The following is a 6,629-nucleotide window of genomic DNA, read 5'->3' on the forward strand; positions in this document are numbered from 1 at the left end:
GTATTGGGCCAAACAACTGTACAAATAGCACTTGAGAATCAATCGCATAGCCTCTAAGCTGCGCCTGCGTCATGGAGGACGCCCCCCTTGTCACCCCGCTATTTCCCCGACTATCCTTCGGCAATCCGTGTCGCTTTCGACACCACTCTCGGCTGCACAACCTGCGCTTCTTCGCTCACTGTCGAGGTGACCATCGTCGCGATAATTGACTTCAGCGCCAACTGCCCCACTGGCTGCCCCTGATTGTCTGTGACCACCAATTCATCGAGCCCCGCCTCAACAAGTCTCTTGACCGCTGACTCCAATGACGTCCCGATGGGTACGATCAACGTCGCTCCGGCTTTCACCTGAACAATGGGCCGCATGATTGCCTCGACACCGATTACCCGACCCCGATTCACTTCTTTGACGAAGTTGGCAATGTAATCATCAGCAGGATTCATGACGATTTCCTGCCGAGTGCCTTGTTGCACTACCTCACCGTCACGCAAGATTGCGATGCGATCACCAATGCGCAGTGCCTCATCAAGATCATGGGTTATGAACACGATGGTCTTCTTGATCTCTTTTTGCAGGTCCAGCAGCACCGACTGCATGTCCATGCGGATCAGCGGATCCAGGGCCGAGAACGCTTCATCCATCAACAGAATCGGCGCATCACTGGCCAATGCCCGGGCCAGGCCAACGCGCTGCTGCATGCCTCCGGACAGCTGATTGGGATAGTGATTTGCGTAACCCTGGAGCCCAACCCGGTCCAACCAGCCTGTGGCGATCTCTACTTGCCTGTCACGGGACATTCCCTGAATCTCCAGCCCATAAACCGCATTGTCGAGTACGGTGCGGTTGGGCAGCAGCGCGAACTTCTGGAACACCATGGAAATTTTATGTCGGCGAAACTCTCGCAGATCATTCGGGCTCATCTTGAGCACATCCACGCCGCCGACAATGACTTCGCCGGCGGTGGGTTCGATCAATCGGTTGATATGGCGGATCAAGGTCGACTTTCCCGAACCGGAAAGCCCCATGATCACCTGGATGCCCCCGGACGGCATGCTGATATTGATGTCCTTCAAGCCCAGCACATGACTGTGAGTGCTCAACAGTTGCGCCTTGCTCATGCCCTGTTTGACCCGCTCGATACTGGCCTGCGCCTGGTAGCCGAAGATCTTGTAGAGATGCCTGATTTCGATGCCGAAATCGTTGGTCAGATTAGTGGCCATGAACCCTCTCCAAATGCTTTTGCAGTCTTCGGCCATAGGCTTGGCTGACGCGGTCGAAGATCACCGCAATCCCGACAATCGCCAGCCCGTTGAAAATGCCCAGGGTGAAATATTGATTGGAAATAGCCTTGAGCACCGGTTGGCCCAAGCCTTGAACCCCGATCATCGACGCGATAACCACCATGGCCAGCGCCATCATGATTGTCTGGTTGATGCCGGCCATGATCGAGGGCAATGCCAAGGGTAACTGAACGTTTTTCAGCTTCTGCCAACTGGACGAACCAAAGGCGTCGGCGCACTCCAGCATTTCGGCGTCAACGTGACGGATGCCGAGATTGGTCAGGCGAATCATCGGCGGCAAGGCGTAGATCACAACCGCTATCAGCCCCGCGACCTTGCCGATCCCCAATAGCATCACCACCGGAATCAAGTAGACAAAACTCGGCAGGGTCTGCATCACGTCCAGCACTGGGCTGACCAGGTTCTGCAGGCGGTTGGAACGGGCCATCGCGATCCCGGTCGGCAAACCGATGACGATGGATATCACCGTGCAGACGAAGATCATCGACAGGGTCTTCATCGTGTCGGACCACATATCCAGATAACCGATCGCCATCAGGGTGAACACGCACCCCAGGACGATTCTCCAGCTGCGGCTGGCGAACCAGGCAATCAAGGCGACCAGCACAATGATGATCGGCCATGGCGTCGTGGTCATGAACCTTTCGGACTGATTGAGGAAAATCTGCAATGGCTGAAAAAAGGCTTCAAAGCTGTCGCCGTAGGTGCTGGTGAAGTTCCGAAAGGCTCCATCGATGGCCTTTTTCAAAGCCCGGAGTCTTTCGTCCTCCATGTGTGGAAAGCTGAGTAACCACTCCATGACATTCCCCTTTTGTAGAAGACCGTTAGAAAGCTGGCAGGTCGTTTCAATACTTGGGTGTTTTTATTTTTATCAAGGCGCGAGGTTCAATGCAGCGCGCTAGGCGAGCTGCATCGACCGAGGTGGATTAAAGCGCAGCCTTGATCTTGCCGCTGGCTTCAGGGGTGACCCATTGAGTCCAGAGCGCTTCGTTGTTTTTCAGGAAATACTTGGCGCCTTCTTCACCGGTGGCCTGGTTGTCGGTCATCCAGGCAATCAATTTGTTCACCGTCTCGTTGGACCAGGCGCGCTTGTTCAGGTACGCCATGACAGTCGGCGAGCGAGCGGCAAAGGATTTGGTGGTGAGGGTGTAGACCCGGTCAATCGGCCAGCCATTGGGTTTTGGATCAGGACAATCGGCGACGGTATTGCAACGTTTCCACTGCGCAGCATCAACCGGATGCCCAGTGTCCAGTTTCACCATCGGGTACTTGCCCAATAAAGCGGTCGGCTCCCAGTAAAACCCCAGCCAGGGTGCTTTGCGCTCGTAGGCCTTGGCGATGGAGCCATCCAGCGCGGCGGCCGAGCCAGTGTCCACCAGCACGAAACCGGCCTTCTCGAAGTCGTATGCCTTATAGAATTGACTGGTGACCACAGTGCCGCCCCAACCCTGCGGGCCATTGTAGATCGCGCCTTTTTTCTTGTCGTCAGGGGCCGGGAACAGTTCCGGATGCTTTTTCACATCCTCGAAGGTTTTGATGTCCGGATGGGCGTCAGCGATGTACTTCGGAATCCACCAGCCTTGCGAGCCGCCGTCGGATAACGAGTTCGCCGCCTGGATCAGGTTGCCGCTCTGAAGGCCGGTCCTGGCGACTTCCGGAACCAAGTCGATCCAGCCTTCGGGTGCGATATCAGGCCGGCCCTTCTCGACCATGGAAGTGATGGTCGGAACCGTATCCCCAGTGACCAGATCGGCGTTGCAACCGTAACCCGCATTGAGAATCAGCTTGTCGACGTTGGCCATGACTTCAGCCGATTGCCAGTTCATGTTGGCAATCGTCACATCACCACACTCGGAGGCTGACACCCAACCGCTGAAGGCAACGATGCCGAGTGCAAGTCCCGTCTTCGAGAAAGACTTTAAATTCATAAACGCTAACCTCGATTGCGGCCAGAGTTAAGGAGGGCCAACTACCGCGTCATTGGACCTTCTTTCGTGTCAGCAGAATGGGCAAAGGGACTCATGGAATTGGCAACCGAGGCCGCTGAATCCAGACCTGCTTTTATTGTTTTATCGAATCCGCTGGCGAGCATGGCGTCGAGACCCGCCGCCGTGACACCGCGATAATTGATGAGCGTCTGCAAGAGTTCGTCGACGGAGTGCCCATTGCCAATCAACTGGCTGGCGTGCACCACCACTGCATGGGAAGCGCGCTGGGCGATCGCCGGTGGCAAGCCGCTGCTCACGGCATGCTGAAACAGGCAGCTAGCCAGCAACGCCGGGTAAGCAGGCCCGGTTCCCACCAACGCCGTCAGGTAGTTCAAATGACTTTCTCGGAAGACTTCATCGGCGCCACCAAAGGTTTCGAACAAGCGCTGGGCGAACGCTTTCTGCGCTTCGCTGACCTCTTGAGTAGCCAACCAGGGAGTATAGGATTTGCCGATTTCGGCGGCGGCATTGGCCATGGCACGAATCACTTGCCGACTGCCGGTACGCTGCACCACTTCTTCCAGAGAAACGCCTGCCATCAAGGAAATCACCAAGCGGTTTTCAGCGAAGATTTCTACCTCGGCAAACTGCTCGGGGCGCACGGATACGATGACCACCTCACAGCGTTCCACCAGTTCCTGGTTGTCACGCGTTACCGTCACTTGCGACCACTTGGCACCCGGCAGCGGGTTGCTCGCGCTGCGGTTCGAAAGCACCAACGCACCAGGCCGGACAAAAGCCTTGTCGAGCATCGCCAGGGCAATCGATCGGCCAAGCCATCCCGATCCACCGACAATGCCTATCGTGGGTTCTTCGTACATGTGAACCTGCCTTCGTCAGTCAGACGTTGCGATCAGTCCTGGGTAGACGATGAAACCTCATCCATCACATACCCATGGCGGGCGTAGAAGCGTTTCAATTCACGCTCCTGGGGTTCCTGGCCGGTGAAGATCTTCACGTACTCGGGAATCCGCCGCATTCGCTCCCCGATATCCTCTCGGGTGTTGGTGCTGATGTAGCCAATCTGTGTCAGGTAAATCGTCCGGGCCCGCACATCGGCACCCTCGTATGTGTAGTCGAAGCGCATGAACATCCGGATCAGGGCTTCGCGTCGGGCAATGTCGGCAACGCGGATATGCTCGGACACTTCAGCGGACTGCAAGGCCCAACTGCGCACGGCAAATTCGAACTGTGAATCGAACAGATCGGGGTTCAGCCAACAGTCGAAAACGTTAAGCATCGCTTCGGCAATGCTCTCGGCATAACACTCGGTCTGGGTGACCAGATTACCGGTGTTCTTCACCCGCCAGCGCTCGATCAACGCGGCAAGTAGCTCTTCGCGGTCCTTGAAAAACCAGTAAAAACTGGTTCTCGACAACCCCAGCTTTTTGGCCAGCGGCATCACCCGCACCGTGTCGACCCCGCACTCGGTCAGGCTTTCATAGGCTGCGTCGAGCCACCCTTCCAGTGACCCTCTCCAGCCGGTTTCTACTGCTTTGGTTGGTTCGTTCATGGCTCGATCCTAGCCGCTCAAACAACACCACGCAAGCAAAATGTACACCAGTGTCCACAGTGTTGACACAGGTGTACATTTCACCCTACCGTAATTTCAATGTAGGTCCTTGCCGTCTTTTGGAGAGTCTCGCCGATGCTGAATGATCCGCTCCTCCAGCCCTATCAGTTGAAACACCTGACTTTGCGAAATCGCATCATGACCACCGCCCACGAACCGGCTTATCCCGTGGACGGCATGCCCAAGGACCTCTATCGCGCCTACCACGTGGAACGGGCGAAGGCCGGCGTGGCGTTGACCATGACCGCCGGGTCCGCTGCGGTTTCCCGGGACAGCCCACCGGTATTCAACAACATTCTGGCCTACAAGGACGAGGTGGTCGGCTGGATGCGCGACCTGAGCGACGCCTGCCACGAACATGGCGCGGCCGTCATGATCCAGTTGACGCACCTGGGCCGGCGCACGCGCTGGGACAAGGGCGACTGGCTGCCCGTGGTGTCACCCTCATTCGAACGCGAAGCCTCCCATCGCTCCTTCCCGAAGAAGATGGAGGACTGGGATGTGGAACGCATCATCAAGGACTATGCCGACGCTGCCGAACGGATGAAGTTTGCGGGCCTGGACGGCATCGAACTGCAAGCCTACGGGCATCTGATGGATCAGTTCTGGTCGCCACTGACCAACGACCTCGATGCTCCGTATGGCGGTTCCATCGATAACCGGCTGCGCTTTACCTTCGAGATCCTCAGTGCTATTCGCCAGCGCGTCGGCCACGAGTTCATCGTAGGCGTGCGCTACACCGGCGACGAATTGATGCCCGGCGGGCTGACCGCGGCCGACGGCCTGGACATCTCCAGGCGCTTGAAAGACAGCGGCATGGTGGACTTTCTCAATGTTGTCCGCGGCCACATCGACACCGATGCCGGTTTGACCGACCTGATTCCGATCCAGGGCATGCGCAACTCACCGCACCTGGACTTCGCGGGAGAGATTCGCGCCGCCACCGACTTCCCCACCTTCCACGCAGCGAAGATTCCGGACGTGGCCACCGCCCGCCATGCCATCGCTTCGGGCAAGATCGACATGGTGGGCATGACCCGGGCGCACATGACCGATCCGCATATCGTGCGCAAGATTATCGAAGGTCGCGAAGAGGATATTCGCCCCTGCGTCGGCGCCAACTATTGCCTCGATCGGATCTATCAGGGCGGTGCGGCCTATTGCATTCACAACCCGGCCACCGGTCGTGAAACCAGCATGCCCCATGACATCCCCAAGGCAGCGAGCAAACGCAAGATTGTGATTGTCGGAGCCGGTGTCGCCGGGCTGGAAGCGGCTCGAGTGGCGGCCGAACGCGGCCATGAGGTGGTGGTGTTCGAAGCCGCCAACCAGGCCGGCGGTCAGGTTCGGCTCACCGCGCAATCGGAACGCCGGCGGGAAATGATCAGCATCGTCGAGTGGCGCATGGCCCAGTGTCTGGCGCGCGGCGTCAGCTTTCGTTTCAATACCTGGGCCGAACCCAGCACAATCCACGACGAAAGCCCGGACGTGGTGATCATCGCCACCGGCGGCCTGCCCCATACCGAAATTCTCTCAGCTGGCAATGATCTGGTGGTCTCCACCTGGGACATTATTGCCGGGGATGTGAAACCTGGGCGCAGTGTCCTGCTGTTCGATGACGCCGGTGATCATGCGGCGCTGCAGGCTGCCGAGTTCATCGCCAGAAGTGGCGCAAAAGTCGAGATCATGACGCCGGACCGAACCTTCGCACCGGAAGTCATGGCGATGAATCTGGTGCCCTACATGCGCTCCCTGCAAGCATTGGAT

Annotated in this window: 6 protein-coding genes; 1 reads left to right on the top strand and 5 read right to left on the bottom strand. The window is 57.6% G+C overall.

What is annotated here, in order from left to right; translation table 11 throughout:
- Positions 1 to 110: 110 nt before the first annotated feature.
- From AC1DRJ_RS16975 to AC1DRJ_RS16995, 5 genes are all read right to left on the bottom strand, one after another.
- On the bottom strand, positions 111 to 1,220 hold the full coding sequence (locus AC1DRJ_RS16975; RefSeq protein ID WP_477803175.1) for a quaternary amine ABC transporter ATP-binding protein: 1,110 nt from the start codon (positions 1,218 to 1,220) through the stop codon (positions 111 to 113).
- Positions 1,210 to 2,073 (bottom strand): ABC transporter permease, encoded by an 864-nt coding sequence (locus tag AC1DRJ_RS16980; protein ID WP_202949218.1) that lies wholly within the window; start codon positions 2,071 to 2,073, stop codon positions 1,210 to 1,212. Before AC1DRJ_RS16980 ends, AC1DRJ_RS16975 begins: the two co-directional genes overlap by 11 nt.
- A gap of 154 nt (positions 2,074 to 2,227) precedes the next feature.
- Positions 2,228 to 3,229: an ABC transporter substrate-binding protein gene (locus AC1DRJ_RS16985; RefSeq protein ID WP_477803176.1), complete on the bottom strand. Its 1,002-nt coding sequence runs from the start codon at positions 3,227 to 3,229 to the stop codon at positions 2,228 to 2,230.
- Between the two features lie 41 nt (positions 3,230 to 3,270).
- Positions 3,271 to 4,110, bottom strand: coding sequence for a pyrroline-5-carboxylate reductase family protein (locus AC1DRJ_RS16990; RefSeq protein WP_477803177.1), 840 nt, complete (start codon positions 4,108 to 4,110; stop codon positions 3,271 to 3,273).
- A 32-nt stretch (positions 4,111 to 4,142) separates the two neighbouring features.
- Complete coding sequence (locus AC1DRJ_RS16995) at positions 4,143 to 4,802, bottom strand: TetR/AcrR family transcriptional regulator (RefSeq protein WP_477803178.1); 660 nt, start codon at positions 4,800 to 4,802, stop codon at positions 4,143 to 4,145.
- Between the two features lie 135 nt (positions 4,803 to 4,937).
- Here AC1DRJ_RS16995 and AC1DRJ_RS17000 point away from each other — a divergent pair.
- The coding region (locus AC1DRJ_RS17000) for an oxidoreductase (RefSeq protein ID WP_477803179.1) at positions 4,938 to 6,629 on the top strand (1,692 nt) is incomplete at its 3' end.

Source organism: Pseudomonas sp. P5_B2 (assembly GCF_056400445.1).

What these genes read in the sequence shown, in the direction of transcription:
- AC1DRJ_RS16985 (WP_477803176.1), bottom strand. Translation starts at nt 3,229, where the DNA reads ATGAATTTAAAGTCTTTCTCGAAGACGGGACTTGCACTCGGCATCGTT.
- AC1DRJ_RS16990 (WP_477803177.1), bottom strand. Translation starts at nt 4,110, where the DNA reads ATGTACGAAGAACCCACGATAGGCATTGTCGGTGGATCGGGATGGCTT.
- AC1DRJ_RS16995 (WP_477803178.1), bottom strand. Translation starts at nt 4,802, where the DNA reads ATGAACGAACCAACCAAAGCAGTAGAAACCGGCTGGAGAGGGTCACTG.
- AC1DRJ_RS16975 (WP_477803175.1), bottom strand. Translation starts at nt 1,220, where the DNA reads ATGGCCACTAATCTGACCAACGATTTCGGCATCGAAATCAGGCATCTC.
- AC1DRJ_RS16980 (WP_202949218.1), bottom strand. Translation starts at nt 2,073, where the DNA reads ATGGAGGACGAAAGACTCCGGGCTTTGAAAAAGGCCATCGATGGAGCC.